We start from the raw sequence: 25,271 nt of genomic DNA, 5'->3' as shown, positions 1-25,271 counted from the left end.
CGGCTATTTCCCGATGCAAAATCGTCCGAACAGGGCGTCGAGCATGTCTTCCGTCGTTGCCCTGCCGATCAACCGGTCGAATGCGAGCCGCGCGCGGCGCAACTCTTCGCCCACGAGCAGCAGATCGCTATGCGCCTGCGCAGCCCTGAGCGCGGTCGCTGCCTCGCTCAACCGATCATGCTGGCGAGCGTTGAGCGCGGCCTCGCCCGGCTTGGGCAATCGCTCGCGTGCCGTATCGACCAACAGCGCCTTGAGTGCCGCAACCCCCTCACCGGATACGGCGGAAAGCGTAGACATGGCGCGCGATTTGGGTGCAAAATCCGGAGCGTCCATGCGCGCTGCGATTTCCCACGCGTTTTCCGGCCCTTCTTCCTCATCACCGAGCCAAAGCACGACATCGGCGCGCCGCAGCTGCTCGCGCGCCCGGTCGATCCCGATCGCCTCGATCTCGTCCGATCCTTTCACGCGCAAACCCGCAGTGTCGACGAAAGTAAACGGCACACCCGCAATCGCCACGGATCGTTCGATCACATCGCGAGTGGTCCCCGCGATCGCCGAAGTGATGGCCGCTTCGCTTTCGATCAAGGCGTTGAAAAGCGTGGACTTACCCGAGTTTGGCGGTCCGGCGAGCACGACGCGGAACCCTTCTCCCAGGCGATCGGAGCGGGGTCTGCCGAGCCACTCGGCAATCTCACTGCCCAGCCGGGCCATGTTCCACGTGAAACCCTCCGGCAGCTGCTCGACGTCGTCCTCGTCCGAAAAATCGAGAGCAGCCTCAACCTGAGCCGACAGGTGAAGGACCTGTTCGCGCCAGCTTTCGACTTTGGCCGACATGGCTCCGCTGGCATTGGCGATGGCCGACGCGCGCTGAAGCTCGGTCTCCGCCGCCAGCAGATCGGCCAAACCTTCCGCCTCGGCAAGATCAATCCGACCGTTGGCGAAGGCGCGCCGGGTGAACTCGCCGGGTTCCGCCGCTCGCACCCCTTCAAGGCTCTCCAGAGCGCGCTCGACCGCCCTCAGCACCGCCCGGCCCCCGTGGCAGTGGAATTCGGCGAGATCCTCTCCCGTCGCAGTGGCGGGACCGGGAAACCACAGGATCAACGCCTGATCGAGCAGTCGCTCTTCAACATCGCGCAATTCTGCAAGGGAAGCGCGCCGCGGCTCGGGCACCCGACCAGCCAGAGTCTTCACCGCATGACGTGCTGCGGGGCCCGAAACCCGGATTACCCCGATGGCTGCCGGAGGAGCGCCGCTGGAAACCGCGAAAATCGTGTCCGACATGCGCCGAATCAGCCCCTCAGGTCAGTCGTCGTCCTTCTTCGAGCTCCCCTTGCCGCCCGCGCCGCCCTGGCTCGCACGCATTCCGCCCTCGACGAAGCTCTGGAACAGTTTGAGACCCACCTGCCCCATCGGCGCCAGCGCCTGGGCATACTCCTGCAGCTGGTCCGGACTGCTGACGCCCTTCATCGCCTTGGCGATGTTGTCGACATAGATGCTGTTGGCCTGACTCACGTCGGGCAAACCCATGAAGGTGCGCGCTTCCTCGGGCGTACAATCGATTTCGACATTGATCTTCATTGGGCGTCCTCCCGCAATGGCGCGATGTTCCTTCGCTCGCCTGTCATTTGGGATTGGCATGAACCGAACGCAATGGATAGACCGGAGTCGCAATCCACCCATTCAAGAGGAAATCCGCGATGACCGAGACCGTTTCGATCCCCACTCTTTCCGGCGACGCGCAATTCTCCGCCTATGTTGCGCGCCCGGCTGGCGGCGCGAAGGCCGCGATAATCGTGATTCAGGAGATTTTCGGGGTCAATCCGGGTATCCGGCAGAAATGCGACAAACTCGCTGCCGAAGGGTATCTGGCGGTCGCGCCGGACCTGTTCTGGCGGCTTGAGCCGGGGGTCGAGCTCGATCCCGATGTCGAACAGGAATTCGAGCGCGCACTCGATCTGATGGGCAAGTTCGATCAAGATCAGGGGATCCGCGATATCGAGGCGACGATCCATCATATTCGCCGCGACATGGGGATCACGAAGGTCGGCTGCGTCGGTTACTGCCTCGGCGGCCGGCTCGCCTACATGACCGCGGCGCGCACCGATATCGACGCTTCGGTCGGCTATTATGGCGTCGGGATCGATGGCCTGCTGCGAGAAAAGCATGCGATCGCCCATCCGCTCATGCTCCACATCCCGACCGAGGACGGCTTTGTCGACAAGGACACTCAGGCGGCGATGCATGAGGGGCTGGACGATCACCCGAAGGTGACGCTGCACGACTACGAAGGTCTGGACCACGGCTTTGCGACCGAAGTCGGCAAGCGCCGCAATGAACAGGCCGCGCAGCTGGCCGATCGGCGGACATCGGCGTTCTTTGCTGCGAATCTTTCCTAAGTATCTGTTATGAATACAGAACGTGCACTCGCCCGATGGCATGAAGTGGTCGACAACGGGAGCAGGCCCGACGATCTGATCGCGATCATGCACGAGGATGCAGTGTTCCATTCGCCGGTCGTCCACACCCCGCAGATCGGCAGACCAATTGTCATCGCCTATCTCGCAGCAGCCAGCCAAACCCTTGGGAACGACAGCTTTCGCTACATACGCGAAGTCCTTGGAAACGGTACGGCGGTACTCGAGTTCACCACCGACATGGACGGCATCCACGTCAACGGCGTCGACATGATCACCTTCGACGAAAGCGGGCTGATCATCGATTTCAAAGTCATGGTTCGACCGCTGAAGGCTGTGAACAAGGTCTGGGAAATGATGGCTGCGCAGCTGGAACGCGCAAGAGAGATGTAGCGCCGGCTAGTTCAAGACCGCGAAATTGACGATCATCTTGCGGATCTCCGGGTCGAGCGCCTGGGGCAACTCGTCGTCCAGCGTATCGCGTCGGCTCTGGACCGATTCCGCGATGAACATGCGCTTCATCGCCCAATCCGGACAGCTGCGGGCGTCGATTTGCGTGCTCGACAGCAGCGACACGCCGGTATGCCGCTTGTCGCTGCCGATCCGCATCATCAGCCCGACCAGTTCGTTTTCCTCACCCTCGAGCAATTGCAGGAAATTCCGCCCGTTATAGAGCAATAGCCCGGTGATCCCGTGTGCCGGATTGTTGCGCGTACTCGTTTCGAGAATCTTCTCGACCTCTTCGCGCGACAGGCTCGGCGCAGTGCTAATGTAGAGATACTGACTCAGCATACGATCGGAGCCTTAGCCGCGGGCACCGCAATTGCCAACATTCCAGCCGCAATGTCCGTTGAAATCGCCTTATTGCAATCACTTACTGGTTCATCGTCTCGAAGAAATCCTCGTTGGTTTTCGAGTCCTTCATCTTGTCGAGCAGGAATTCCATCGCGTCGACCGTGCCCATCTGCATCAGGATCCGGCGCAGCACCCACATCTTCGACAGCTTGTCCTTCTCGACCAGCAGTTCTTCCTTGCGGGTGCCGGATTTGCCGACATCGAGCGCGGGGAAGATGCGCTTATCCGAAACCTTGCGGTCGAGCACGATTTCCGAGTTACCGGTGCCTTTGAATTCCTCGAAGATCACTTCGTCCATCCGGCTCCCGGTATCGATCAGCGCGGTTGCGATGATCGAAAGCGAACCGCCTTCTTCGATATTGCGCGCCGCGCCGAAGAAGCGCTTGGGCCGCTGGAGCGCGTTGGCATCGACACCGCCGGTCAGCACCTTGCCCGAGCTTGGAACCACGGTGTTGTAGGCCCGACCGAGACGCGTGATCGAATCGAGCAGGATCACCACGTCGTGCTTGTGTTCGACCAGCCGCTTGGCCTTTTCGATCACCATTTCAGCGACCTGGACGTGGCGATTGGCCGGCTCATCGAAAGTCGAGGAGATCACCTCGCCCTTCACGCTGCGCTGCATGTCGGTCACTTCCTCGGGTCGCTCATCGACCAGCAACACCAGCAGGAACACTTCGGGATGATTGTCGGTGATCGCCTTGGCGATGTTCTGCAGCAGCACCGTCTTGCCGGTTCGCGGCGGCGCGACGATCAGCGCACGCTGGCCCTTGCCCTGCGGTGAAATGATGTCGATCACCCGCGCCGACTTGTCCTTCACCGTCGGATCGGCGGTATCGAGATTGAGTTTCTGATCGGGATAGAGCGGGGTCAGGTTGTCGAAATTGGTGCGCATCCGCACCGCCGAGGGATCCTCGAAATTGACCGAACTGAGGCTGGTCAGGGCAAAATACCGCTCCCCATCCCGCGGCGCGCGAATTTCGCCTTCGACCGTATCGCCGGTGCGCAGGCCCCATTTGCGGATCTGGTTGGGCGACACGTAGATATCATCGGGTCCGGCAAGATAATTCGCCTCGGGCGAGCGGAGGAAGCCGAATCCATCCTGCAGCACCTCGATCGTGCCGATTCCCATGATCTTGTCGTCGTATTCATCGTCTTCGGCGAGTTCGCGCAGAATGCTGAACAGCAGGTCCTGCCGCCGCATGGTCGAAGCGCCCTCGACCCCAAGCTCTTCGGCCATGGCAACCAGCTCGGCCGGGGTTTTCTGTTTCAGGTCTTTAAGATGCATTGTGTAAATATTCCAGATAGTTGGATGGCCGGCAGGTCAGTACCTCTGTGAACGAGGCGCCCTGTTGGTGTCGCGACCAGACTGGTCGGCAGGGCTGGGCTTGGAGAAAGCAGACCGACGGGGCGGAAGCCGCGCCGTCAAACCGGAGGTGATGTCAGGGAAAATATGTCCCGGTTGCACGAAGGTCAATCGGGAAAGCGCGCGGTGACCCGCTTATCGTCTCAGAACGGCTTCAGGTAGACGAGCGCGACGATCAGGACGAGCAGGAGGCCCGGCACCTCGCCGACCATGCGCAGGCGCTTTTCACTCAGCGGTCGCTCGCCCCGCGCCATTTTCCTGGTCTGTGCAACCAGCCAGCCGTGATAGCCCGACAGCAGCACAACCAGCGTCAGCTTGGCATGAAACCAACCCTCGCTGAACGCCCCGATCGTCACCGCCAGCGTCAGTCCCAGCACCCACACCGCAGTCAGGCTGGGCGTGAGGATGATGGTGCGCAGCTTGCCCATCCGCTCGGCCCACTTGGCCTCGCCCGCGCTGCCCGGCGCGTGGTCGAGCATATAGATGCACTGGCGCGGCAGCATGAACAATCCGGCAAGCCAGAAGGTCATGAAGATGACGTGCCCGATCTTCAACCAGGGATAGAGCGAAAGAAGCGTGGTCTGCATGGTGGTGCCCTACCCTCCCCTGACAGCGGCGAGCAACCGCTCGACATGCTCGATCGGCGTGAATTGGCCGATGCCATGCCCGAGGTTGAAGATATGGGGGCGATCCTCGAACGCGTCGAGGATCGCTCGAACGCGGTTCGGCAGCATCGGACCGCCGGCTTCGACCAGCAGGGGATCGAGATTGCCCTGAACCGGCATGCCGTCGGGCAGCACTTCATGCGCCCAGACCGGATCGAGCGTCTCGTCGAGCCCGATCGCATCGACCCCGGTCTCGCGGGCATAAGCGGGCAGTTTCGCCCCTGCCCCCTTGGGAAAGCCGATCACCGGCGTATCCGAATGCGATTGCCCGATCTGCGCGACGATCGCGGCATTGGGAGCGATCACCCAGCGCTCGAACTCGTCGGGTGCGAGGCTCCCCGCCCAGCTGTCGAACAATTGCACCGCCTCGGCACCCGCATCGATCTGACCCCGCAGATAGGTAACCGACACCTCGATGATCGCATCGAGGATTGCCTGCATGCGGGCCGGATCGCGGTAGGCGAGCAGCCGCGCGGGGCCCTGATCCTTCGAACCTTCGCCCGCGATCATGTAGGTTGCGACCGTCCAGGGCGATCCTGCAAAGCCGAGCATCGTCACCGCGTCGCCGATCTGCCGGCGGGTGAGCCGCACCGTCTCGTAGATCGGATCGAACCTCGCGGGGGTGGCGGTGAAATCGTTCAGTTCCGCTTCGAGCAGGGTCGGGCTCAGCTTCGGCCCCTCTCCGGCGAGAAACGCAAGCCCTTGCCCCATCGCATGCGGGACGATCAGGATATCGGAAAACAGGATCGCGCCATCGAACCCGAACCGCCGGATCGGCTGGACGGTGATTTCGGCCGCGGCTTCGCTGTCATAGACCAGTTCGAGAAACCCGCCCTTTTCCGCGCGCAGTTCGCGATATTCCGGCAGGTATCGCCCCGCTTGGCGCATGAGCCAGACGGGGGCGATATCGGGCTTCGCACCCTTCAATGTATCGAGCAGCGGACCGGGCATTGCGTTCCTCTAAACAATTAATAATTATTTATAAATGGGTTGAAGGAGTCTGTTGGCCCTGTGGATAGCGGGAATTCCCGGCTCCTGCCCGATTTCTCCCGTCCCGAACACCCCCAGCCGACCGATGCGAATCCGAGCGATTGCGCGGTCAAGCACGATCTATCCCCACTGTCCCCAGCCTGTCGAATTCTTCTGCTTCGTGTCGAGAAACGCGCTCGCGGAATCGCCGGCAGCGCGCAGGAAAATCCATACCCCGCTTGTCGACGATCCTGTCCCGTGGTTTATGCCCACGCGTATCCACAAGCCGCAACCGGGCCGCCGAATCACCCCTATGCCTCGTCTCAACCTGCACCTCGTCTCGGATTCGACCGGCGAGACGCTCGAAATGATCGCCAAGGCAGCGCTGGCGCAATTCGACGGACCCGACGTCAGCCGCCATTTCTGGCCGATGGTGCGATCGCTCCAGCACCTCGACCGGATCGTCCCCGATCTCGCCGACAATCCGGGGCTGGTGCTGTTCACCCTGGTCAACCCCGATACCCGCACACGGCTCGAAGATCATTGTCGCACGCTGGGTCTGCCTGCGGTTCCGGTGCTCGATCAAGTGACTGCCGCGCTCGAAGCGCAGCTCGGGCAAGAGGCGCACGGCCGCCCTGGCCGCCAGCACCTGATGGATGCCGACTATTTCCGCCGCGTCGATGCGATCCAGTACACGATCGCGCACGATGACGGGATCGGGCACGACGACTGGGAAGAAGCCGACATCGTGCTCGCCGGCGTGTCGCGCAGCTCGAAGACGCCGACCAGCATCTACCTTGCCAATCGCGGCTACAAGACGGCGAACATCCCGCTGGTGGTCGAAAGCCCGCCGCCCGACAGCCTGTTCCGCTTGCGCAATCCGCTGGTCGTCGGCCTTACCACCGCGCCCGAGCGGCTGGTGCAGATCCGGCGCAACCGCCTGCTCTCGCTCAACGAAGCGACCGAGACATCCTATGTCGACAACGAGCGGGTGAAGGCCGAAATCCAGTTCGCGCGGCGGATGTTTGCCGACAATGGCTGGCCGGTGATCGACGTAACCCGACGTTCGATCGAAGAGAGCGCGGCGGCGATCATCCGCCTGGTGCAGGAGCGCAAACGCCGCGAAAAACCGGTCGACGGGGTATCCAAGCCGATATGAGCAATGAGCGCCCGCGGCTGATCCTCGCGTCGAAATCGGCGTCGCGCCGGGCGATGCTCGATGCGGCGGGAGTTCGCTACGAAGCGATTCCTGCTGAGATCGACGAGCGCCGGATCGAAGCGGGGCTGACCGATGCTTCCCCTGCGCAAATCGCCCAGGCGCTGAGCGTTGCCAAGGCGGCTGCGCTGGCGTCCGAGTACACGGACGCGATCGTGCTGGGCAGCGATTCGCTGGTCGTGGTCGAGAACGAAAGGTTCGACAAGCCGACCTCGCGCGGCAACGCCGCCGAGCATCTGCGGTTTTTCTCGGGCAAGGTGATGGAACTGCACAGCGGCGCGGCGCTTGTGCGCGACCACACCTGCGAGTGGAGTCATTCCGATGTCGCGCGGCTGCACGTGCGCGAGATGTCGGACGATTTCATCGAGCATTACCTCGACCACGAATGGCCCGAAGTGGGTTTCACAGTGGGTTGCTTCCGGATTGAAGCGATGGGCGTGCAATTGTTTGAAACTATCGAAGGCGACCAGTTCACCGTGCTCGGCATGCCGCTCCTCCCGGTGCTCGGCGCCCTGCGTGAACATGGGGTCCTGCGCTCGTGAGCGCGCCGTATGCCCAAGTGATCGGCGATCCGATCGCGCAGTCTAAATCGCCGCTGATCCACGGTTTCTGGCTCGAGAAACTGGGGCTCGATGCGGCGTACGATGCCGTGCATGTGACCTCCGGGGGATTGGCTGCCTATATCGCGGACCGTGTCGGGAATGCGGACTGGCGCGGCTGCAACGTCACCATGCCGCACAAGCAGGCGATCATTCCGATGCTCGACCGGCTCGATCCGATTGCCGCGCGGATCGGCGCGGTGAACACCGCTGTGCGCGAAGGCCGAGAGCTGGTCGGATACAACACCGATGCCGACGGTTTTATCGAACCATTGCAGCCGTTTCTGGATCAGGACCATCTGTTCCGCATGGCGCGGATCATCGGCAGCGGCGGAGCTGCCCGCGCGATCATCACCGCGCTTGCGCAGCATCGCTTCACCCTCGTCGTCGCCGCACGCAACCCCGACAAGGCGCGCGCGCTGCTCGACGAACTCGCGCCTGATGGCGAGCACTACGCCGTGCCGATCGAACACTTCGCCGGCCCCACCGATTTCGCATTCGACGACCGCGAGCAATGTTTCGACCTGGTGATCAACGCCTCTCCGCTTGGCATGCGCGGGCAGCCGTCTCTTGCGTTCGACTGGACCCACGCACCGCCGGGCAGCATCGCCTATGATATCGTCACCGACCCGGTCGAAACCGCGTTTCTGGCCGGTGCGCGCGCCTCCGGCTTGCGGACGATCGGCGGGCTGGCGATGCTGATCGGGCAGGCGGCGACCGCGTTCGAGAGGTTCTTCGGGATGTCGCCTCCTCGCGAATTCGATGCCGAACTGCTGGAAAGGCTGCAGGAATGAGCGGCGCGACGGGGTCCCCGCAACGCAAGCCGCTGATGATCGGCCTCACCGGCTCGATCGGCATGGGCAAGTCGACCGTCGCGGCCATGTTCGAGCGGGCCGGAGTTCCGGTGTTCGACGCCGATGCCGAAGTTCGCGCGATGCAAGGCACGAACGGCGCATTGCTGCCCGCCATCGAGGCCGCCTTTCCCGGATCGACCGGACCCGGCGGCGTCGATCGCGACCGGCTCGGACAGCTCGTGTTCGGCGACAAGGATGCGCTGCAAAGGCTTGAAGCGATCGTCCACCCGGCAGTTGCGGAAAAACGCGCGCAATTTCTGGCCGACAACGCCGGTGCAAGGATGCTGGTGTTCGACATCCCGCTGCTGTTCGAACGCGGCGGGGAAGCGGCATTCGACGCTGTGGTGGTCGTGTCCGCGCCGGCGCAGGTCCAGCGGGAGCGGGTGCTCGCCCGAGCCGGGATGACCCAGGAAAAGTTCGAGCATATCCTGCAACTGCAGGTGCCCGATGTCGAAAAGCGCGCGCGCGCAACGCATGTGATCGACACCGGCGTATCGCTCGCGGAAACCGAAGCGCAGGTGCGCCTGATCGTCGATGAGCTGGCACAGCGAACAGCCTAACCGGACACCCGCATTTCCCCCTCTTGCGATTCACCGATGTTGCGCCGATAGTGCCAAGAATGCGGGAAATTGTTTTCGACACCGAGACCACCGGGCTCGACCCGAAGACGGGGGATCGGATGGTCGAGATCGGGTGCATCGAAATGATCGACCGGGTCGAGACCGGCAGCACCTACCACGCTTACTACAATCCCCAGCGCGACATGCCCGCCGCCGCCGAAGCGGTGCATGGACTGTCCTCGGCGTTCCTCGCCGCCAAGCCGCTGTTCTCCGAAACCGCGGTCGAATTGCTCGCATTTCTCGGCGACGCGCCACTGGTCGCGCACAATGCGGGCTTCGATTTCGGGTTTCTCAACGCCGAGCTGGAACGGATCGGGCGCGAGCCGGTTTCGCTCGATCGTATGGTCGATACCGTCGCGATCGCGCGCCGGAAGCATCCCGGCGCGAAGCTGTCGCTCGATGCCCTGTGCACCCGCTACGGTATCGATCGCAGCCACCGGGTGAAGCACGGCGCGCTGCTCGACGCCGAGCTGCTCGCGCAGGTGTATGTCGAACTGACCGGCGGACGACAGATCGGGCTCGAACTGGCGGCCGAGGAAACCGCAGCCGCTATCGAAGTGAGAGACCAGTCCGGCGCGATGACGGTGGCGGCAGGATCGAGCCGTATCCTCCGCGAACCGCGCCCCCATGCCGCCAGTCCCGAAGAACTCGCCCGTCACCGCGAATTCATGGCGGGGATCGAGAACCCGATCTGGGCCCGCTGAAACCGGGACGGGAACGGAACGACAAACGAAGGAGACCGGACGACGATGGATATTCGGGTTTCGGGGCACCAGGTTGAAACCGGTGCAGCGCTTCAGGAACACGCGGCCGATCGGCTGGAAGGAATAGTCGAAAAGTATTTCGACCGCGCGCTCACCTCCCATGTGACCTTCGGCAAGGGGGCGGCGGGAACGTTCACCTGCGACATCGTGTCCCACGTGATGCACGGCCTGATCCTCAAGGCGCAGGGTAGCGCGCAGGATGCCCACGTCGCGCTCGACGAAGCGGCAGGCAAGATCGAGAAGCAGCTGCGGCGCTACAAGCGGCGGCTCAAGGACCGACATGCCCAGGCCGATCATGCGCGCGCCGAGGAGGAAGCCGCCTACACCATCTTCGCGGCGGAAGAGCCGGAAGACGAAGTCCTCACCGAAGCGCCGCCGATTATCGCCGAAACCAGCGTCAACATTCCGACCAGCAGCGTCGCGGACGCGGTGATGATGCTCGATCTGCGCGACACGCCGGCCCTGTTCTTCAAAAATGCTGGAACCGGCAGGCATAATATGGTCTATCGCCGCGCGGACGGATCGATCGGTTGGGTCGAACCGCGCTAGGATCAGGCCCCGACCGAATGGCGGAAGGCGGATCGGTAGTGGTGCGGATCCGGTTCTGGGAATCACAAGCGGTGCTGCATTGCCCCTCCCGCGGTGCCCACTTTGCCGTGGCAAAGCATGCAATTGGAATAACGGAATCTCGAATTTACCATGGACGTGAATTTTGGAATGCTGCCCGATGCGGTCGCGATCGCCGATATGGCAACCAAGCGGCAGGTGCTTGATCGCCTCTCGCGGCTATTTTCAGACGTGTACGGGCTGGATGAGGCCGCCGTGTTGGATGGGCTCGAACAGCGCGAGGCGCTCGGCAGCACCGGGTTTGGACGCGGGATCGCGATCCCGCATTGCCGCAGCTGCGCTGTGCAGCGACCCACGGTTGCGCTGCTCAAGCTCGAACACCCGGTTGATTTCGCCGCCGCTGATGCGATGCCTGTTTCGCTTGTATTCGGGCTGGTTTCACCCGAAGATGCCGGCGCGACCCACCTGCATGCGCTGGCGGCCATTTCGCGTCCGACCCGCGACGAGGCGATGTTGCAATTGTTGCTCGACGCCCCCGATCGCGATGCGCTCTACGCGGTGTTGACCAACCAGTTCCTGCGTGATGCTGCCTGACGACAAGAAGGACGGGGCCGAACCTGCCAATTCGGCGGGTGCCGATCTGCACCATCGCGCGCTCGAGCGGCTCTATGCGTCCGCGCCCATCAATCGAAAATTCGCCTCGAGGCTGGAAATCACCGGACAGGGGCGGTCGCGCCTGACGTTCACAATCGACGAGGAGGTCTATCACGCCGCAGGCGCGGCGCACGGTACGATCTATTTCAAAATGCTTGACGATGCCGCCTTCTACGCCGCGAACACGCTGGCGACAGATCGCTTCCTGTTGACTACCAGCTTCAACCTGCACTTCACCAAGCCGGTGCGCTTGGGCGAGGTCGTCGCCGAAGGGCGCTGGGTCAGCGGCAAACGACGCGTGTTCGTCGCCGAATCGCGGCTGATCGATGCCGAGGGCGACGAGATCGGGCGCGGCACCGGAACATTCATGCGGTCACGCATCGCGCTTTCGAGCCTGCCAGGCTACGCCCCTCCCCCTGCCAGCGCGAGCAAGTGACATGACCGCGCGCCTTCCCGCCCATCTCGAAGCGGGCGCGTTGATCCGGCTGGCCGAAGCCGAAGGAGGGAACGCGATGGTGCTCGCCAAGGGCGAACGCGATGCGGGCACGATACTGGTTGTAATCATGTGTCGCGGCGAAAGTGCAGAACTTTACGAAAGAATGCCGCAACTCGACGGATCGCGTGTATTCGTGCGTACGAAATCTCAAGATGTTGAAAATCCGATGGAATTTTCGGATTATCTCGATCGCCGCAGAAACCAGGACCGCGATATCTGGATTATTGAGGCGGACGTCTCCGATCCGGCACGGTTCGTCGCGCTTCTGCCCTGATCGTTTGACTTGGTTTCATTTGAGACTATGTCGCGCCACAGCTTCCAGGTGCGCTGGCTGGCGGGTGCGGCAATTCGGTCGTCCTTCCGGCACGCAGACGGGGAGCGGCCGGCAGGCATTTTTTTTGAACCTCCATAACGACCTGCGAAAAATCGCACAGGTTCTCGCCTGCGACAGCGCTCGCTCACCGCCCAGAATGAAGAGACAATGGGTCGAAAGACTTATTCATTGAGTGCTGTGACTGTCGCAGCCATTGCCGGGTTGAGTTTCTCCAGTGCCGATGGTGCCGGGGCGATCGCCCAGGAAATCGATTCCGAGGCCGTCGCTCCCTCCGCGTCTGCCGAATTCGACCAGACCGCTGCAGAAACGATCGAAATCGTTCCCGAACAGCCAGTTTTCGTCTCCGCAGAAGTCGTTCAGCCTCTCCCAGAGACGACCGCAGCACCGATCGAGCAACAGGCCTCGTCGCTTCGCGACCTGGTTCGCCGGGTCGATACGGACACGCAGATGAGCGAACAGATGCGTTGCCTTGCGGGGGCGGTCTATTTCGAATCGCGTGGCGAGCCGCTCGCCGGGCAGCTTGCGGTCGCGCATGTCGTGATCAATCGCTCGGAAGACCGCCGTTTTCCCGCGAGTTATTGTGGGGTCGTGTATCAGCGGGCGCAGTTCTCGTTCGTGAAGAACGGACGGATGCCTCGGATCAGGACCGGCTCCGCCGCTTGGGACCGCGCCAAGGCGATCGCCCGAATCGCGCACGAAGACCTGTGGGATTCGGAAGCCGGCGACGCGGTGTACTTCCACGCCAAGTATGTCCGTCCGAGCTGGAGCCGCCGCAAGACGCGCACCGCTCAGATCGATACACACATCTTCTACCGGTAATCGAAGAGCGCTCCCGCCAAGGCGGGAGCCGCTTCGGTTCGATCTAGTCCTTGAGCGTCGCCCAGACCGGCGCGTGATCGCTGGCCTTTTCGCGTCCGCGATGTTCGCGATCGACTCCGACGGCAAGCAACCGATCGGCAAGCTCGGGAGACAGCAGGACGTGGTCGATCCGGAACCCGTGGTCGCGTTGCCACGCGCCGGCCTGATAATCCCAGTAGGTCCACACCCCCCCGCGCGGATTGAGGGTCCGCAATGCATCGGTCCAGCCGTCCGCCAGGAGCCGGGCATAGGCTGCGCGCGATTCGGGCTGCATCAGCGCGTCGGACACCATCGCCTTGACCGAAAAGGTGTCGTCATCCTCGGGAATGACGTTGAAATCGCCCAGCACCGCCGCAGGCACTTCGGCCGCCCAGATCGCGCCCATGCGCGCGCGCAGTCTGTCCATCCAGGCGAGCTTGTAGTCGAACTTCGGCCCCGGATGCGGGTTGCCGTTCGGCAGGTAGATGCACACGATCCGCGTCGCAGCGCCGTCGGACTTCGCAACATCGACTTCCAGATACCTCGCCTGTTCGCCCTCGCCATCTTTCGGGCCATCGATCCCCAGCCCACGTTGAACTTCCTTCGGCGGTTCGTATCCGGCTTCGCCATCGGTCAGGATTGCGACGCCGTTGAAGGCTTTCTGACCGTGAACGAGCACGTGGTAACCCAGCTCCTCCAGCTCGCTCGCCGGAAAGTTCTCGTCGACGCTCTTGATTTCCTGCAGGCACGCGACCGCAGGCCGCGTTTCCGCAAGCCATTCCTTGAGGCGCGGCAGCCGCGCCTTGATCCCGTTGATGTTGAATGTGGCGATCTTCATGCGGGCACTACTGCCCCAACTCGCCGCCCGGGTCTAACCTAAATCCCGAAGCTCGACCCGCAACCGCAGCCGGCCGCGGCGTTGGGATTTTCCACCCGGAATGCGGCGCCACCGAGCGATTCGACGAAATCGACGATGCTTCCGCCGACCAGGTCGAGGCTGACCGGATCGACCACCAGTATCACGCCGTCGGTTTCGCTGACCGAATCGTCTGCATCCGGTGCATCGGCGAGGTCGAACCTGTATTGAAACCCGGAACAGCCCCCGCCTTCGACCGAAAGCCGCAGGATTGCGGGCCGCGTCTGTTTCTGCGCGATCAGCGCCACACGCTTGGCGGCGGCGGGCGTGAGGGTGAGCGTTTCGGCCATGGTACCAATCTAGGGAGCGCGGGTGCGTTCCTCAAGCGGTCTGGATATAGCTGCGCAGCGCTTCGGCTTCGTGTTCGATCTCGTCGATCTTGGTCTTCACCAGATCGCCGATCGAAATGAACGCCACCAGCTCGCCGTTCTCCACCACCGGAAAGTGCCGGAACCGTCGCCGGGTCATCAGCGCGAGTGCGTCGTTGACCTTGGTGCTGGGCTCGACGGTGACGGGCGGCGAGGTCATGATCGTCTCGACGGGCTGGTCGAGCGCGCTACGGCCGATTTCCGCGAGCTTGTAGATCACGTCGCGCTCGGACACGATTCCGGCGATCTTGCCGTCGCGCAGCACCGGAAGCGCCCCGATGCGCTTGCCCGCGAGCAGCTCGACCACCTCGGCGACCGATGTCGCGGCATCGCACGATATGATGCTATCGGCGGACCGGCCGGCAATGATGTTGGCTATGGTCATGTCGGCAATTCTCTCCTTCACCATGGAAAATGCCATTTCCGCCGCGAAAAAGCGAATCCGCAGTGTCCCGGGTACCGGTTGGCTCGAATCGATTGCAAAGCCATGCGGTGCAGCCCATGTGGGCCGCCATGGTCAACAAGTCCCCCTCGACGACCCCGAGAATGCGGCCCACGCCTGGGCTCGCTACCGCCAGATCATGCGACTGCTTCTGGCGGTGACGATCGCCACGGTGCTGCTGGCGATCGGATTGCTCTACGCCTTCAATGGCGCAGTTTCGGTGCATTTCTACATCGCGGTCGCGCTCGGCATCGCGTTTACGATGCTGCTCGGCGGCGCCTTGATGGGGCTGGTGTTCCTCTCCAACGGCACCGGACACGACGACTCGGTCGACAACCGGCTGCCGCGCAGCGACGAGCTCTGGTCGCGCAAGGACGAGGACTAGCCTACAGTCGGCCCACTCAGGCGGAATTCCTCGACCGGGACTCCGCCGACCAGATGCTCCTCGATGATCCGTTCGAGCACGTCCGGGCTGCACGAGTGGTACCACACGCCGTCGGGCCAAACGACCGCGATCGGGCCCGAGGCGCAGATCTGGAGACAATCGGCCTTGGTGCGCTGGATCCCGCCGCCCGGCCCGCGCGGGCTGTCGGCGGTGCGTTTCGGCCCCGCCAGGCCGCGTTCCTTGAGCCGATCCTTGAGGAACTGCCACGCGATTTCGCCTTCTTCGCGCGAGCAGCATTTCTGCTTTTCGGACAGCGCGCACAAAAAGATGTGCCGCGCGATGCCGTCTCCCGGCCCATCAGCCTGCTTCGCGCTGCCATACTTCTTCGCCAGCGCGGTCTGCGCCGCCAGCAGGTCGCTATCGCTCATTCGCCTGCCGCATCGTCCTTGAGGTGGCGCGCCAGCCAGTCGAACACGGTGGTGTGCCATTGCAGCGAGTTCTTCGCGCCCAACACCCAGTGGTTTTCATCCGGGAAGACCAGCAATTGCGAAGGAATGCCGCGCTCCTGCAGCGCGGTGAAACTTTGCAGGCCCTGCGTGTAGGGCACGCGGAAATCCTGCTCGCCTGTGATCACCAGCATGGGGGTTTGCCACTTGTCGACGTGGTTGACCGGGTTCCAGCGCTCGTAGGTATCGCGCGCTTCGCTGTACGATCCGCCGAAATCCCAGCGCGGAAACCACAGTTCCTCGGTCGAATAGTAGAAGCTGCGCAGGTCGAACAGGCCATCGTGCTGGACGAGGCAATCGAACCGGTCGGGCCAATTGCCGGCGATCCAGTTGACCATGTAGCCGCCATAGCTCGCGCCCATTGCGCAGGCGCGGGTGCCGTCGATCTGGCTGTCTCGCTCGAGTGCGGCCTCGAGCCCGCGCTGGAGATCGACCAGCGGCTTGCCGCCCCAGTCGCGGTTGATCGCGTCCATGAAATCCTGCCCGTATCCCGCGCTGCCATGGAAATCGACCGAGATCACCGCGTACCCCTGGCTTGCGACGACGCGCGGATTCCAGCGCGATGACCAGCTGTCGGAAAACGATCCCTGCGGGCCGCCATGGATGTAGAGAATTGCGGGGATCGGGCCCTGCTGATCCTCGAGCCGGGTGATCTGGCCCCACACGGTGTTGCCTTCCGCTCCGGCGAAGCTGAACCGCGTGGTCACGGTGCTCGCCATCGTTCCCATCCGGGAGGTGACGATATCGGTCAGCGGACGGGCCTGTTTCAGCCCGGTGGACAGGTAGAGTTCGCCCGGCGCCCCGATCGAATCGCGGGTGAACAGCAGCCGGTCGCCGGGCAGCGCGGCGAGATTGCCGATATGCGCCTCGTTCCCCGCCATGAGGTCGAGCCTGGTCGTCTCCCCGCTGCGCGGATCGATGCGGAACACCGGCGTATCGAGCACCTCGCTGGCGGTGGCGAGCAGGTAGCGACCGTCGGCGTCCCAGGTCAGGCTGCCGAAGGAGAGATCGACGTCCTGCGTCAGCGCGCGCGTTTCCCCGGTTTCCAGATCGCGCAACTGCACAACGAGGCGATCGGCTTCGTAGCCGGGACGCGACATGGCGAGATAGGCGAGAAACCTGCCATCGGGCGACGGCGTGGGGGCGGTATCGGTCGCCTCGTTCTCGAATGTCAGAGCGGTGCGAAAGCCCGAGAGCGCATCGGCATAGTAGATGTCGAGATCGGTCGACATCGGCTCGCCCGATCCGGACTCCCGCAAAACGAAATAGAGCCCATTGCCATCAGGAGCCCAGGCGATGTCTTCGCCGCCACCGAACGGCATTGTGGGGGTGTTGCCGGTGATCCCGGTCGCCGGATCGGCCCCGTCGAGCGGCACTCCGTCTCCGATCACCACACCGTCTTGGAGGCCGAACACGAACACGCGGTTGAAACGGCCCGGCTCAATCCAGCGGTCCCAGTGCCGGACAAACCCGGCATCGCCTTCGTACAGTCGCCCGCTACCGACCGGCGTGGCCTCTGGCTCGCATCCGAACCGCGGACAGTCGCGATCGATTTGCGACCATAGCGCGATCTTGTCGCCGCCGGGTGCAAGCTTGAACCCGGCGATATCGGCGCCGGCAATGTCGGCCACCACCATCGGCCCGGTGACATTGCCGTTTCCTTCAAGCGCGGCGCGCCAGACGCGCGAGCGTTTTTCCGCATCCTCGTCGGTGTGTTCCGAACTCAGGAAATACAGGAAATTGTCGGGACCGAAGGCCAGCGAGCCCGCCTTGATGCCGAGATCGAACGCCACCGGCCGGGCCCCGGGCCGGGAGAGATCGAGCACGTAATGCTTCGCCGCGCGCTCGTAGGTTTCGGGATCGGTTTCGGTCACCGAATAGACCGCGTATCGACCGAACGGCGTGACCGTTGGCGCACCCAGGCGTGGCATCGTGATCAGGTCTTGCGCCGTCATCGGCGGCGCAGTCACCCCGGCAACCGCCTCGGTCGAGGGGGCTGTGTGATCATCTGCCGCAAGCGGGGCTGAAACGAACGAGGCGGCCGCCAGAGCGACGGCCAGTGTCGGCATTCTCTTCATGAGCATCGCAACTAGCCCGTAGGCGGAGCCGAGGCCAGCAAAACCGCGCTGCGGAGTATCACCAAGCCGATCGGGTGCGATCAGCCCTTTTTGCCCGCGATCCGGGAAATCTCGGCGCGGACCAGCTTTTCGACCATGGTCGGCAGGTTCCTGTCGAGCCATTCGGCCAGCATCGGACGCAGCAATTCGCGAGTCAGTCCTTCGAGCGACGTCTCGCCCGAGCGCACGATCTGCGGTTTTGCGCCCGGTTCGGCGAGCATCGCGAGAGCGGCGAGATTTTCCTGCATCGCGCCGCGCACGTTCTCGGCAATCAGCGGCCCGTCGCTGTCGTCGAGCTCATCGTCTCCGGCCGACTCAGCGAAATCGTGCGGGAACTGCATATCCGCCAAGTCGAGGATCTCCTCGGCGTCTTCCTCCGCTTCGGCCTCGGCAGATTGGGGACCGTCGCTATCCGTGGCAAGGGGCCGTTCGGCCGCGTCGTCCGCCTCGGCCACGCGCCGACGGCGCGCTTCCATCGCCTCGTCGCGGTTGTCACGCGCGATGACGCGTTTGATCGATTCGAGGATTTCTTCGACCGAAGCTTCGTTATTCTGCGCCATCAATTGCCCCGACGTTGCAAGTTTCGAAGGATCCCGACGCTACTCGCCGGGTTCCAGCTGTGGGCCGATTGTTGCGTCGGCAGCGGGAATGTCAACGGTTCTGGTCGAATTGGCGGCGGGTGCGGGATCGCGGTCCCAGTCCCACAGCCGTCCGCGGACCCGGTCGTAATTGACCTGCGGATCGTAGAGTGGACCCCCGGTATCGAGGTTGAGATCGCGCGCCTCGGCCCGCCCCATCGCCGCGAGCAGCGTGAATCCCGCGACATAGGCGTTGCGCCGCGCCGTCACGAGTTGCGCACGCGCCTGCAGCAATTCCTGCTCGGCATTGAGCACGTCGAGGATCGTGCGATTGCCGATCGAATTTTCGGCGCGCACACCTTCGAGGCTCACTTCCGCCGCCTCGACGGCGGATTTCGAGCTTTCGATCACGGCGTTGGCGGCCTGCCAGCTCGAATAGGCCGATCGCGTCTGCGCGATCACGTCGCGTTCGGTGGCGATGACCTGCTCCAGCGCCGCGGTTTCGCGGGCCCCGGCCTGGCGTTGCCGGGCGGCGGTCAACCCGCCCTGGAAAATCGGGATGTTGATCTGCACGCCGACATTGGCGGTGGTCTCGGACTGGGTGAAATCGGACGAGATCGGGCCGCCGAGCGTGCCGAAATAGTCGGTGTAATCGTAATTCGCGAAGCCGCTTACGGTCGGAAGCCGTCCGGCACCTGCGGCCTTGGTGTCGAACCGCGCCGCGTCGGCGCGCTCCTTCGCGGCAATCAGATCGGGATTGTTCTCGAGCGCGGCGACCTCCGCCATGCCGACCGTAGCAGGCAAGCCGGGCAGCGGCGGGGGCGCTTCGAGATCGGTGGGTGCCTTGCCCACCAGCTGGAGATATGTTTCGCGTGCGGCAATCAAATTGCCATAGGCGGTCTGCAGGTCGCCTTCGGCCACCGCCAGGCGCGATTGCGACTGCGCCACATCGGTGCGGGTCAGGTCGCCGATCTCGAACCGGTCGCTGGTCGCTTCGAGATTCACCCGCAACACTTCGACCTGGTTTGCGGCCAGCGACGCCAGCGCCTCGGTGCGCAGCACGTCCATATAGGCGGCGACCGTGCGGCTGAAGATCGCGCTTTCGGTCGCGCGCAGATCGGCGCGGCCGGCGGAGACGCGCTCCTTTGCTCCGCGTATCGCGTTCTTGACCGCTCCGCCCGAATAGATTGGGACCGCAAGATCCGGTCCGATCTGAAGACGGCGCGCGGGCGCGGTGAACGAGTTGGGCGAAACCTTCAGGAATTCGATGTGGTTGGCAACCACGTCAACCGAAGGCAGGCCCTGTGCGCGGTTTATCGGGACTTCCTCGTCGGTCGCGCGCTGGTTGGCGCGCGCGCCCTGCAGCGTCGGGTTGGTGTTGTAGGCATGCACCAACGCCTCGCGCAGCGTATCTGCCTGAGCCGGTGCCGCGACGGCACATGTGGCACATGCGGTACCGAGCGCCGCTGCCCGTCGGAGTGAAGCGAAAGTCACGAAAACGACCAGCTTTTCGGCTTGTCGAAGGCATGAAGCACCGGGATGCCGAGGTCCTCGATCGGCAGCAGCGCGATCCTGCCCGAAACCTTCCGCCCCGAAGCGAGCCTGGTGACCTGCCGCAGCAACAGGCCTGAAACGAGGCGCCCGTCCTCCTCGACACGAGCGGCCAGCCCTTCAGGCAGCTGCTCGATCGCGCCATCGATCAGAACCAGCGAGTAGGATTTGCCCGACTGCTCCGGAGCCTCAGCGGCTTGTGCGGCGGACATCGTGTCGGTTTCTGCGACCAGCGGCCGCAGGAGCTCGGTCAGATAGCCGGTGCCGCCTTCGACCACGAGCACCCGGTCTCCCGGCATCGGCGCAGCCTCGATCAGCAACTTGCCGTAAAACAGCGGCGCAGCGAGATGGCCATCATCGCCCAGCGGGACGGCACGGTCGATATAGGCGAGCGGCGCCTTGTGGTCGGGCAGGAAGTCTTCGCGCGGCACTGCGAGCATCCGGGCGAGCGCAAACTCTTCGTTCACGCCGCTGGTGCGCAGCTGGCTGTCGATCATCGCCCGGCGGGCGGCAGAAGTGTCAAAAGATGCGGCGATATCGGTCATTTGCCCTCCGGATAGCTGTATTATCCGAGCAATACAGCGCGTCAACCCCCTCCTATACTTCGCGGGCGTCACTTCCAAGAGCTTTGACGTGCCCGCTCGGCGATGCTTATGGGACCCCGCAATCGACCGGCATAAGGAAAGCTTCGATGAGTGACATACGCAACGACGGACAGATTTTCGGGGCGACGGGCAACGTCCGGATCGAAAGCGATTCGCTCGGCGAGGTGGCTGTGCCGGCCGATGCGCACTGGGGCGCGCAGACTCAGCGAAGCCTGGCGAATTTTGCGATCGGGACCGAAACCATGCCGGCGCCGCTGGTCAAGGCCCTGGGAATCCAGAAGCGCGCGGCGGCGAAGGCGAACATGGAGCTAGGCGTGCTCGCCAGCGATCTGGGCGAAGCTATCGTCAAGGCGGCGGGAGAAGTGATCGACGGCACGCTGGCGAGCCAGTTTCCCCTCAGCGTGTGGCAGACCGGTTCGGGCACGCAATCGAACATGAATGCCAACGAGGTGATCGCCAGCCGCGCGAACCAGATCCTTACAGGACAGCATGGCGGCAAGGAGCCGGTGCACCCCAACGATCACTGCAACATGGGACAAAGTTCGAACGACACGTTTCCGACGGCGATGCACATCGCCGCGGCAAGCGAGACGATCGAGCAGCTGATTCCGGCGCTGCACCATCTCCACGGCGCGCTCGATGGCAAAGCGAAAGCCTTTGCCGACATCGTCAAGATCGGTCGCACGCACCTTCAGGACGCGACCCCGCTGACGCTGGGTCAGGAATTCTCGGGCTATGCCAAGCAGGTCGAATATGCGATCGTGCGGCTCGAAAACGCACTGCCGCGCGTGCTGGAACTGGCGCAGGGCGGCACCGCGGTGGGCACCGGGATCAATTCGAAGGCCGGGTTCGCCGAGACATTCGCCGCGCAGGTCGCCGCCGCGACCGGGCACGATTTCGTCAGTGCCGCCAACAAGTTCGAGGCACTCGCCGCGCACGATGCGCTGGTCGAGCTGTCGGGCGCGCTCAATTCGGTCGCGGTCAGCCTGATGAAGATCGCCAACGATATCCGTCTGCTCGGTTCGGGCCCGCGCTGCGGCCTCGGCGAGATCGCGCTGCCCGCCAACGAGCCGGGCTCCTCGATCATGCCGGGCAAGGTCAACCCGACCCAGTGCGAGGCGCTGACCATGGTGTGCGCGCAGGTGATGGGCAATCACACGACCGTCAGCATCGCCGGATCGAACGGGCATCTCGAGCTCAACGTGTTCAAGCCGGTGATGATCTACGGAGTGCTTCAATCGATCCGGCTGCTGAGCGATTCGGCGCGCAGCTTTACCGATCACTGCGTCACCGGGATCGAAGCCAACGAAGCGCGGATCGAAAAGCTGCTCAACGAGAGCCTGATGCTGGTGACTGCGCTCAACCCGCATATCGGCTACGACAATGCGGCAAAGATCGCCAAGAAGGCGCACGCCGAGGGTACAACCCTGCAAGAGGCGGCGCTGGCGCTCGATCTGCTTACCGGAGAGCAGTTTTCCAAATGGGTTGTACCGGCGGATATGATCAAGCCGCGGGCCTGAAGCCGGATTCAGCCCCTTAACCCGGCCGCCATTCGACCAAGGCCCGACCTGATCCGATGATCCACTCTCCGCGACCTTGGCGAGCGGCGCGGTCAGGGTCTATCTCTCGGCCCGTCAATGCACAGACCTGAGATCATCGACAGTCCGCCGACCGTTTCGGTTCGCACCGTCCTTATTTCGGCGGTGGTGTTGTGGGCTGTGTATTTCCTGCTGATCACGGCCCGCGGCTCGCTGATCGGGATGGATCTCGATACCGATCTGTTGTGGCGGCGCGGCACGGTGTGCGCGACCGGTGTGCTGGTGACGCTGGTCCTGTGGTTCATCCTCAGATTGTTCCAGGCGCGCAGTCGCTGGATCATGATGTGCGTGGCGCTGATCGCCGCTCTCCCCGGCGCGGTTCTGGTGGCACAGGTCAATCAGATGTTGTTCGCCCCGATCCAGGAGAAGATGGAGCAGAAATTCGCCCAGGAGCGCGGAATCAGCCTGCGCCGCGACGAGGCGGGCAATCTTTTCGCGGAAATCCCGCGCCCGTCAGGCTGGGACTATGCTCCGCCAGAGGACGAAGATCCCGACAACCCAGCGACCATCACCGTTACCTTGCAGGAAGCGGGCGACAAGGGCGAGCAATGGCTGCCGCTGGTCGATTCCGCGCTGAGCCGGTACTATATCCTGCTGACCTGGGCGGCGCTGTATCTCGCGCTGCTGGCGATCTCGCAGGCCCGCGCTGCCGAACGGCGCGAACAGCAGTTCCGGTCTGCCGCGAAGGCGGCCGAGCTGCGATCGCTGCGCTATCAGGTCAACCCGCATTTCCTGTTCAACACCTTGAATTCGCTGTCGGCGCTGGTCATCACCGGCAAGCCGGATCGCGCCGAGCGCATGATCCAGACGATCAGTCGCTTCTACCGCCACAGCCTCGCCGAAGACCCGACATCGGACGTGCCGCTGAACGACGAATTCGACCTGCAAAGGCTGTATCTCGATATCGAGGCGGTGCGCTTTCCCGAGCGGCTGAATTGCGTGTTCGATCTGCCAGACGACCTCGTCGATGCAAGGGTGCCGGGCATGATCCTACAGCCGCTGGTCGAAAATTCGGTCAAGTACGCGGTGTCGACGGTCAACCGCCAGATCACCATAACGGTTGCCGCGCGCGAGGAATTCGACCGGCTGGTGCTGACCGTCAGCGATGATGGTCCGGGCGTACCCGAAGGCGTGAAACATGGCTTCGGTATCGGCCTTGCCAATGTCCGCGACCGGCTCGAAGCCCGGTTCGGACCCGATATCGGCTTGACCTCGGGCCCGATTCCCGGAGGATACCAGACCGAGATTCGCATTCCGCTGACCTGCCATGGCTGATGCTGCAACCGAACAGAGCGCGCTGCGCACCCTGATCGTCGACGACGAACCGCTGGCGGTGGAACGGATCCAGGTCATCTGCGCAGAGATCGACGCGATCAGCGTTGCAGGCACCGCCAGCGACGGTGCGGCGGCGCTGCGGCTGATCGACAAGCTCGCTCCCGATCTGGTGCTGCTCGACATGACCATGCCCGAGCTCGACGGGCTGGGGGTGGCGCGCAAGCTTGCCGATCTGGACAATCCGCCTGCGGTCATCTTCGTTACCGCGCACGATCATTTCGCGGTCGAAGCGTTCGACCTGGAAGCGATCGATTACGTTTTGAAACCCGTCGCCGCCGACCGGCTCGAGCGCGCGATCGAGCGGGCAATCGCCCGACGCGGATCGCGCAAGGAAAAGGGGAGCCGGTGGCTCGAGGAGCTGTGGGTGCCGCATCGCTCGGAATTGCTGCGCATCGCAGTCAGTGAGGTTCACCGGATCGATGCCGAGCGCGATTACGTGCGCCTGCATGTCGGCGAAGGCGAAAAGGCGCATTCCTATCTGTTGCTCCAGACCATTGCCGGCCTCGAAGCGCGGCTCGATCCGGACGAATTCATCCGCATCCACCGGTCGACCATCCTGCGGCGCGACAATATTCGCGGGCTCCGTCATGACGGTCTCGGCGTATGGTCGGCAGAGCTGCAGAACGGCGATGCGCTCAGGATCGGTCGGACATTCCTGTCGAAGGTGAAGGCGATGGCCGGGCGTTGAGCTGGCCACATTGTCTCCCAACATGAAGCGGCCCGGCCCCCGGGACTGGAGGGCCGGGCCGCCATGGGTGCACCGCGGGGCGCACGTCGGCGGCAAGCTAGCCGCCGCGTTGCTGATCGGCGATGGCTGACGCCACCTGGCGCTTTGCGCTCGCGCGCGCCTTGGCGTAGCAGCTGCGGCTTTCGAGCGTACGCAGCCGCGATCCGGTGGGAGCGCGGTCGGTCTGGCAGATCCTGCGCGCTGCGGCGTTGACGCGCTTGTCGAGCATCTTCTGGCCTTCGGGCGTCGCCAGATCGAGCCCCGCAGTGCTGACCACGGTGGTCGGCTGCGGGGACTGCCCGGCAATGGCAGGGACGGCGGTGGCGGCAACGCCGAACGCGGCGGCGGCAAGGGTCAATGTCTTCATCGGTCTCTCCTCCTGACAGGACGCCTCGGTTCGAGCGGGGGTTCGAACCCGGGGGTTGGTGGGGCGCCGTGTCGAAGATCGGGATACCGCCCTGCACGCGCGCCTTCACGCGCCGATCGATCGTCCGCGAACGCGAATCGATTGGCGCAGCGCCCGCCTGACCGATGCTGCAGATCGACCGACAAATGGGTGTTTCCAGCCGACCGGGGTTTGCGTCATACTGTCATGCATGTGGATCGCGGTCGCCATCATCTTCCTGCTCGGGATCGGCAATTTCGCCATCCATCGGGCGGTGCTCGAAAGCGGACATCCGCTGGTCGGGCAGATGCCGGGATTCGTCAGGAGCGTGGGAGGGCGGCTGACGATCGTGGCCGAATTTGTCGTGCTGCTCGCCGCGCTGCTGCTCGCCGCGAATGGCTGGCCCGCGCTGGCCTGGGCCTATCTCGCCTACACCGCGCTCAACGCCGGAGCCGCATGGCTGATCCTGACGGGCAGGGTGTGATCGGGCGGCAAGAGTTGCGCCGCGCGACAATGCCATTGCGCCGGCTCGCCATTCGCGCTTTGAGATC

The 25,271-nt window shown here is 63.6% G+C and carries 32 protein-coding genes; 17 read left to right on the top strand and 15 right to left on the bottom strand.

Features of this window, described 5'->3' with window-relative positions; all coding sequences use genetic code 11:
- Positions 1-3: 3 nt before the first annotated feature.
- Together mnmE and KDC96_RS13000 are read right to left on the bottom strand one after the other, a co-directional pair.
- The gene (mnmE, locus tag KDC96_RS13005; RefSeq protein ID WP_212448831.1) at positions 4-1,281 is read right to left on the bottom strand and encodes a tRNA uridine-5-carboxymethylaminomethyl(34) synthesis GTPase MnmE; all 1,278 of its coding nucleotides are present in this window, start codon (positions 1,279-1,281) and stop codon (positions 4-6) included.
- Between the two features lie 21 nt (positions 1,282-1,302).
- On the bottom strand, positions 1,303-1,578 hold the full coding sequence (locus tag KDC96_RS13000) for a DUF6489 family protein (RefSeq protein WP_212448830.1): 276 nt from the start codon (positions 1,576-1,578) through the stop codon (positions 1,303-1,305).
- Between the two features lie 119 nt (positions 1,579-1,697).
- Between KDC96_RS13000 and KDC96_RS12995 the strand changes: the two genes are divergently transcribed.
- Positions 1,698-2,396, top strand: coding sequence for a dienelactone hydrolase family protein (locus tag KDC96_RS12995; RefSeq protein ID WP_212448829.1), 699 nt, complete (start codon positions 1,698-1,700; stop codon positions 2,394-2,396).
- 9 nt (positions 2,397-2,405) lie between these two features.
- Positions 2,406-2,807 (top strand): nuclear transport factor 2 family protein, encoded by a 402-nt coding sequence (locus tag KDC96_RS12990; RefSeq protein ID WP_212448828.1) that lies wholly within the window; start codon positions 2,406-2,408, stop codon positions 2,805-2,807.
- 6 nt (positions 2,808-2,813) lie between these two features.
- On the opposite strand, the gene KDC96_RS12985 is transcribed toward KDC96_RS12990, so the two are convergent.
- The 4 genes from KDC96_RS12985 to hemE form a co-directional block, all read right to left on the bottom strand.
- Entirely contained in the window at positions 2,814-3,206 is a 393-nt protein-coding gene (locus KDC96_RS12985; protein ID WP_212448827.1) for a BLUF domain-containing protein, read from the bottom strand.
- 82 nt (positions 3,207-3,288) lie between these two features.
- Positions 3,289-4,554 (bottom strand): transcription termination factor Rho, encoded by a 1,266-nt coding sequence (gene rho / locus KDC96_RS12980; RefSeq protein WP_212448826.1) that lies wholly within the window; start codon positions 4,552-4,554, stop codon positions 3,289-3,291.
- Positions 4,555-4,775: 221 nt separating this feature from the next.
- Positions 4,776-5,219, bottom strand: coding sequence for a CopD family protein (locus KDC96_RS12975; RefSeq protein ID WP_212448825.1), 444 nt, complete (start codon positions 5,217-5,219; stop codon positions 4,776-4,778).
- A 9-nt stretch (positions 5,220-5,228) separates the two neighbouring features.
- Complete coding sequence (gene hemE, locus KDC96_RS12970) at positions 5,229-6,248, bottom strand: uroporphyrinogen decarboxylase (protein ID WP_212448824.1); 1,020 nt, start codon at positions 6,246-6,248, stop codon at positions 5,229-5,231.
- 331 nt (positions 6,249-6,579) lie between these two features.
- Between hemE and KDC96_RS12965 the strand changes: the two genes are divergently transcribed.
- From KDC96_RS12965 to KDC96_RS12920, 10 genes are all read left to right on the top strand, one after another.
- Complete coding sequence (locus tag KDC96_RS12965; RefSeq protein ID WP_212448823.1) at positions 6,580-7,425, top strand: pyruvate, water dikinase regulatory protein; 846 nt, start codon at positions 6,580-6,582, stop codon at positions 7,423-7,425.
- Positions 7,422-8,024: a nucleoside triphosphate pyrophosphatase gene (locus tag KDC96_RS12960; RefSeq protein ID WP_212448822.1), complete on the top strand. Its 603-nt coding sequence runs from the start codon at positions 7,422-7,424 to the stop codon at positions 8,022-8,024. Before KDC96_RS12965 ends, KDC96_RS12960 begins: the two co-directional genes overlap by 4 nt.
- Positions 8,021-8,875, top strand: a complete 855-nt coding sequence (gene aroE, locus KDC96_RS12955) for a shikimate dehydrogenase (protein WP_212448821.1) — start codon at positions 8,021-8,023, stop codon at positions 8,873-8,875. The genes KDC96_RS12960 and aroE overlap by 4 nt, the downstream gene beginning before the upstream one ends.
- Positions 8,872-9,495: a dephospho-CoA kinase gene (coaE, locus tag KDC96_RS12950; protein WP_212448820.1), complete on the top strand. Its 624-nt coding sequence runs from the start codon at positions 8,872-8,874 to the stop codon at positions 9,493-9,495. Before aroE ends, coaE begins: the two co-directional genes overlap by 4 nt.
- Before the next feature lie 59 nt (positions 9,496-9,554).
- Entirely contained in the window at positions 9,555-10,259 is a 705-nt protein-coding gene (dnaQ, locus tag KDC96_RS12945; protein WP_212448819.1) for a DNA polymerase III subunit epsilon, read from the top strand.
- A 45-nt stretch (positions 10,260-10,304) separates the two neighbouring features.
- Positions 10,305-10,868, top strand: a complete 564-nt coding sequence (gene hpf, locus KDC96_RS12940; protein ID WP_212448818.1) for a ribosome hibernation-promoting factor, HPF/YfiA family — start codon at positions 10,305-10,307, stop codon at positions 10,866-10,868.
- 150 nt (positions 10,869-11,018) lie between these two features.
- Entirely contained in the window at positions 11,019-11,480 is a 462-nt protein-coding gene (locus KDC96_RS12935) for a PTS sugar transporter subunit IIA (protein WP_212448817.1), read from the top strand.
- On the top strand, positions 11,470-11,976 hold the full coding sequence (locus tag KDC96_RS12930; protein ID WP_212448816.1) for a PaaI family thioesterase: 507 nt from the start codon (positions 11,470-11,472) through the stop codon (positions 11,974-11,976). The genes KDC96_RS12935 and KDC96_RS12930 overlap by 11 nt, the downstream gene beginning before the upstream one ends.
- The gene (locus KDC96_RS12925; RefSeq protein ID WP_371815489.1) at positions 11,867-12,310 is read left to right on the top strand and encodes a DUF1491 family protein; all 444 of its coding nucleotides are present in this window, start codon (positions 11,867-11,869) and stop codon (positions 12,308-12,310) included. Before KDC96_RS12930 ends, KDC96_RS12925 begins: the two co-directional genes overlap by 110 nt.
- Positions 12,311-12,547: 237 nt before the next feature.
- Entirely contained in the window at positions 12,548-13,189 is a 642-nt protein-coding gene (locus KDC96_RS12920; protein ID WP_371815488.1) for a cell wall hydrolase, read from the top strand.
- Positions 13,190-13,232: 43 nt separating this feature from the next.
- Here KDC96_RS12920 and xth read toward each other — a convergent pair whose 3' ends face one another.
- From xth to KDC96_RS12905, 3 genes are read right to left on the bottom strand one after another with little or no spacing between them, the layout of a single operon-like run.
- The gene (gene xth / locus KDC96_RS12915) at positions 13,233-14,045 is read right to left on the bottom strand and encodes an exodeoxyribonuclease III (protein WP_212448813.1); all 813 of its coding nucleotides are present in this window, start codon (positions 14,043-14,045) and stop codon (positions 13,233-13,235) included.
- 38 nt (positions 14,046-14,083) lie between these two features.
- Positions 14,084-14,413, bottom strand: coding sequence for an iron-sulfur cluster assembly accessory protein (locus tag KDC96_RS12910; RefSeq protein ID WP_212448812.1), 330 nt, complete (start codon positions 14,411-14,413; stop codon positions 14,084-14,086).
- 31 nt (positions 14,414-14,444) lie between these two features.
- Positions 14,445-14,876 (bottom strand): CBS domain-containing protein, encoded by a 432-nt coding sequence (locus KDC96_RS12905; protein WP_212448811.1) that lies wholly within the window; start codon positions 14,874-14,876, stop codon positions 14,445-14,447.
- 118 nt (positions 14,877-14,994) lie between these two features.
- On the opposite strand from KDC96_RS12905, the gene KDC96_RS12900 reads away from it, so the two are divergent.
- Positions 14,995-15,318, top strand: coding sequence for a hypothetical protein (locus KDC96_RS12900; RefSeq protein ID WP_212452683.1), 324 nt, complete (start codon positions 14,995-14,997; stop codon positions 15,316-15,318).
- Here the strand turns inward: KDC96_RS12900 and KDC96_RS12895 are convergent.
- From KDC96_RS12895 to KDC96_RS12875, 5 genes are all read right to left on the bottom strand, one after another.
- Positions 15,315-15,746, bottom strand: coding sequence for a ferredoxin (locus KDC96_RS12895; protein WP_212448810.1), 432 nt, complete (start codon positions 15,744-15,746; stop codon positions 15,315-15,317). The two genes, KDC96_RS12900 and KDC96_RS12895, sit on opposite strands and share 4 nt — an antisense overlap.
- Complete coding sequence (locus tag KDC96_RS12890) at positions 15,743-17,902, bottom strand: S9 family peptidase (protein ID WP_249171796.1); 2,160 nt, start codon at positions 17,900-17,902, stop codon at positions 15,743-15,745. Before KDC96_RS12890 ends, KDC96_RS12895 begins: the two co-directional genes overlap by 4 nt.
- A gap of 80 nt (positions 17,903-17,982) precedes the next feature.
- Positions 17,983-18,501, bottom strand: a complete 519-nt coding sequence (locus tag KDC96_RS12885; protein WP_212448809.1) for a DUF2497 domain-containing protein — start codon at positions 18,499-18,501, stop codon at positions 17,983-17,985.
- Between the two features lie 39 nt (positions 18,502-18,540).
- Positions 18,541-20,013 carry a TolC family outer membrane protein gene (locus KDC96_RS12880; protein ID WP_212448808.1) on the bottom strand — a complete coding sequence of 491 codons (1,473 nt, stop codon included), beginning with the start codon at positions 20,011-20,013 and terminating at the stop codon, positions 18,541-18,543.
- Positions 20,010-20,615, bottom strand: coding sequence for a protein-L-isoaspartate O-methyltransferase (locus KDC96_RS12875; protein ID WP_212448807.1), 606 nt, complete (start codon positions 20,613-20,615; stop codon positions 20,010-20,012). Before KDC96_RS12875 ends, KDC96_RS12880 begins: the two co-directional genes overlap by 4 nt.
- Positions 20,616-20,761: 146 nt before the next feature.
- On the opposite strand from KDC96_RS12875, the gene fumC reads away from it, so the two are divergent.
- The 3 genes from fumC to KDC96_RS12860 all read left to right on the top strand — a co-directional run bounded on the left by fumC (position 20,762) and on the right by KDC96_RS12860 (position 24,296).
- The gene (fumC, locus tag KDC96_RS12870) at positions 20,762-22,195 is read left to right on the top strand and encodes a class II fumarate hydratase (protein WP_212448806.1); all 1,434 of its coding nucleotides are present in this window, start codon (positions 20,762-20,764) and stop codon (positions 22,193-22,195) included.
- 117 nt (positions 22,196-22,312) lie between these two features.
- Entirely contained in the window at positions 22,313-23,548 is a 1,236-nt protein-coding gene (locus tag KDC96_RS12865) for a sensor histidine kinase (RefSeq protein ID WP_212448805.1), read from the top strand.
- Complete coding sequence (locus KDC96_RS12860; protein WP_212448804.1) at positions 23,541-24,296, top strand: LytTR family DNA-binding domain-containing protein; 756 nt, start codon at positions 23,541-23,543, stop codon at positions 24,294-24,296. The genes KDC96_RS12865 and KDC96_RS12860 overlap by 8 nt, the downstream gene beginning before the upstream one ends.
- Before the next feature lie 97 nt (positions 24,297-24,393).
- Here the strand turns inward: KDC96_RS12860 and KDC96_RS12855 are convergent, their stop codons facing one another.
- On the bottom strand, positions 24,394-24,702 hold the full coding sequence (locus KDC96_RS12855) for a UrcA family protein (RefSeq protein ID WP_212448803.1): 309 nt from the start codon (positions 24,700-24,702) through the stop codon (positions 24,394-24,396).
- Positions 24,703-24,931: 229 nt separating this feature from the next.
- Here KDC96_RS12855 and KDC96_RS12850 point away from each other — a divergent pair, with 229 nt between their 5' ends.
- Positions 24,932-25,204 carry a hypothetical protein gene (locus KDC96_RS12850; protein ID WP_212448802.1) on the top strand — a complete coding sequence of 91 codons (273 nt, stop codon included), beginning with the start codon at positions 24,932-24,934 and terminating at the stop codon, positions 25,202-25,204.
- Positions 25,205-25,271 lie beyond the last annotated feature (67 nt).

It is taken from the genome of Erythrobacter sp. JK5, from assembly GCF_018205975.1.
GTDB lineage: Bacteria > Pseudomonadota > Alphaproteobacteria > Sphingomonadales > Sphingomonadaceae > Erythrobacter.
Note: the sequence above shows the minus strand (reverse complement) of the source record. Positions and strands in the feature narration are given on the sequence as shown.

What these genes read in the sequence shown, in the direction of transcription:
- mnmE (WP_212448831.1), bottom strand. Translation starts at nt 1,281, where the DNA reads ATGTCGGACACGATTTTCGCGGTTTCCAGCGGCGCTCCTCCGGCAGCC.
- KDC96_RS13000 (WP_212448830.1), bottom strand. Translation starts at nt 1,578, where the DNA reads ATGAAGATCAATGTCGAAATCGATTGTACGCCCGAGGAAGCGCGCACC.
- KDC96_RS12995 (WP_212448829.1), top strand. Translation starts at nt 1,698, where the DNA reads ATGACCGAGACCGTTTCGATCCCCACTCTTTCCGGCGACGCGCAATTC.
- KDC96_RS12990 (WP_212448828.1), top strand. Translation starts at nt 2,406, where the DNA reads ATGAATACAGAACGTGCACTCGCCCGATGGCATGAAGTGGTCGACAAC.
- KDC96_RS12985 (WP_212448827.1), bottom strand. Translation starts at nt 3,206, where the DNA reads ATGCTGAGTCAGTATCTCTACATTAGCACTGCGCCGAGCCTGTCGCGC.
- rho (WP_212448826.1), bottom strand. Translation starts at nt 4,554, where the DNA reads ATGCATCTTAAAGACCTGAAACAGAAAACCCCGGCCGAGCTGGTTGCC.
- KDC96_RS12975 (WP_212448825.1), bottom strand. Translation starts at nt 5,219, where the DNA reads ATGCAGACCACGCTTCTTTCGCTCTATCCCTGGTTGAAGATCGGGCAC.
- hemE (WP_212448824.1), bottom strand. Translation starts at nt 6,248, where the DNA reads ATGCCCGGTCCGCTGCTCGATACATTGAAGGGTGCGAAGCCCGATATC.
- KDC96_RS12965 (WP_212448823.1), top strand. Translation starts at nt 6,580, where the DNA reads ATGCCTCGTCTCAACCTGCACCTCGTCTCGGATTCGACCGGCGAGACG.
- KDC96_RS12960 (WP_212448822.1), top strand. Translation starts at nt 7,422, where the DNA reads ATGAGCAATGAGCGCCCGCGGCTGATCCTCGCGTCGAAATCGGCGTCG.
- coaE (WP_212448820.1), top strand. Translation starts at nt 8,872, where the DNA reads ATGAGCGGCGCGACGGGGTCCCCGCAACGCAAGCCGCTGATGATCGGC.
- dnaQ (WP_212448819.1), top strand. Translation starts at nt 9,555, where the DNA reads ATGCGGGAAATTGTTTTCGACACCGAGACCACCGGGCTCGACCCGAAG.
- hpf (WP_212448818.1), top strand. Translation starts at nt 10,305, where the DNA reads ATGGATATTCGGGTTTCGGGGCACCAGGTTGAAACCGGTGCAGCGCTT.
- KDC96_RS12935 (WP_212448817.1), top strand. Translation starts at nt 11,019, where the DNA reads ATGGACGTGAATTTTGGAATGCTGCCCGATGCGGTCGCGATCGCCGAT.
- KDC96_RS12930 (WP_212448816.1), top strand. Translation starts at nt 11,470, where the DNA reads ATGCTGCCTGACGACAAGAAGGACGGGGCCGAACCTGCCAATTCGGCG.
- KDC96_RS12925 (WP_371815489.1), top strand. Translation starts at nt 11,867, where the DNA reads ATGCCGAGGGCGACGAGATCGGGCGCGGCACCGGAACATTCATGCGGT.
- xth (WP_212448813.1), bottom strand. Translation starts at nt 14,045, where the DNA reads ATGAAGATCGCCACATTCAACATCAACGGGATCAAGGCGCGGCTGCCG.
- KDC96_RS12910 (WP_212448812.1), bottom strand. Translation starts at nt 14,413, where the DNA reads ATGGCCGAAACGCTCACCCTCACGCCCGCCGCCGCCAAGCGTGTGGCG.
- KDC96_RS12905 (WP_212448811.1), bottom strand. Translation starts at nt 14,876, where the DNA reads ATGACCATAGCCAACATCATTGCCGGCCGGTCCGCCGATAGCATCATA.
- KDC96_RS12895 (WP_212448810.1), bottom strand. Translation starts at nt 15,746, where the DNA reads ATGAGCGATAGCGACCTGCTGGCGGCGCAGACCGCGCTGGCGAAGAAG.
- KDC96_RS12890 (WP_249171796.1), bottom strand. Translation starts at nt 17,902, where the DNA reads ATGAAGAGAATGCCGACACTGGCCGTCGCTCTGGCGGCCGCCTCGTTC.
- KDC96_RS12885 (WP_212448809.1), bottom strand. Translation starts at nt 18,501, where the DNA reads ATGGCGCAGAATAACGAAGCTTCGGTCGAAGAAATCCTCGAATCGATC.
- KDC96_RS12875 (WP_212448807.1), bottom strand. Translation starts at nt 20,615, where the DNA reads ATGACCGATATCGCCGCATCTTTTGACACTTCTGCCGCCCGCCGGGCG.
- fumC (WP_212448806.1), top strand. Translation starts at nt 20,762, where the DNA reads ATGAGTGACATACGCAACGACGGACAGATTTTCGGGGCGACGGGCAAC.
- KDC96_RS12865 (WP_212448805.1), top strand. Translation starts at nt 22,313, where the DNA reads ATGCACAGACCTGAGATCATCGACAGTCCGCCGACCGTTTCGGTTCGC.
- KDC96_RS12860 (WP_212448804.1), top strand. Translation starts at nt 23,541, where the DNA reads ATGGCTGATGCTGCAACCGAACAGAGCGCGCTGCGCACCCTGATCGTC.
- KDC96_RS12855 (WP_212448803.1), bottom strand. Translation starts at nt 24,702, where the DNA reads ATGAAGACATTGACCCTTGCCGCCGCCGCGTTCGGCGTTGCCGCCACC.
- KDC96_RS12850 (WP_212448802.1), top strand. Translation starts at nt 24,932, where the DNA reads ATGTGGATCGCGGTCGCCATCATCTTCCTGCTCGGGATCGGCAATTTC.